Here is a 232-nt window from a genome sequence, read left to right as displayed (position 1 = left end):
TATCGGCGATCTCGCTAGAAAAAATAGCGGGACTTGAACACGAAAAAGTACGACTTGGAGACACGGTGTTTATTATCGACCGTGAGTTTGTACCCGAAATTCTCGTTGAAGGTCGAGTCATCGAACTGAAAAGGGTGAGAAACGAACCAGAGCGAACCGAAATTAAGCTAGGAAACTTTTTGCCTCTCTATACTGATGACACACGTTTGGACGATGTAGTGGATACAATCAA

At 43.5% G+C, this 232-nt stretch carries 1 protein-coding gene; it reads left to right on the top strand.

The genetic code is table 11. The annotated features are described in order from the left end of the window. On the top strand, positions 1–232 hold a 232-nt coding region (locus AB1471_RS17980; RefSeq protein WP_367781079.1), incomplete at both ends, for a phage tail protein.

It is taken from the genome of Jeotgalibacillus marinus (genome assembly GCF_040801915.1).
Lineage (GTDB): Bacteria > Bacillota > Bacilli > Bacillales > Jeotgalibacillaceae > Jeotgalibacillus > Jeotgalibacillus marinus.
This window is presented reverse-complemented; position numbering and strand designations above follow the sequence as displayed.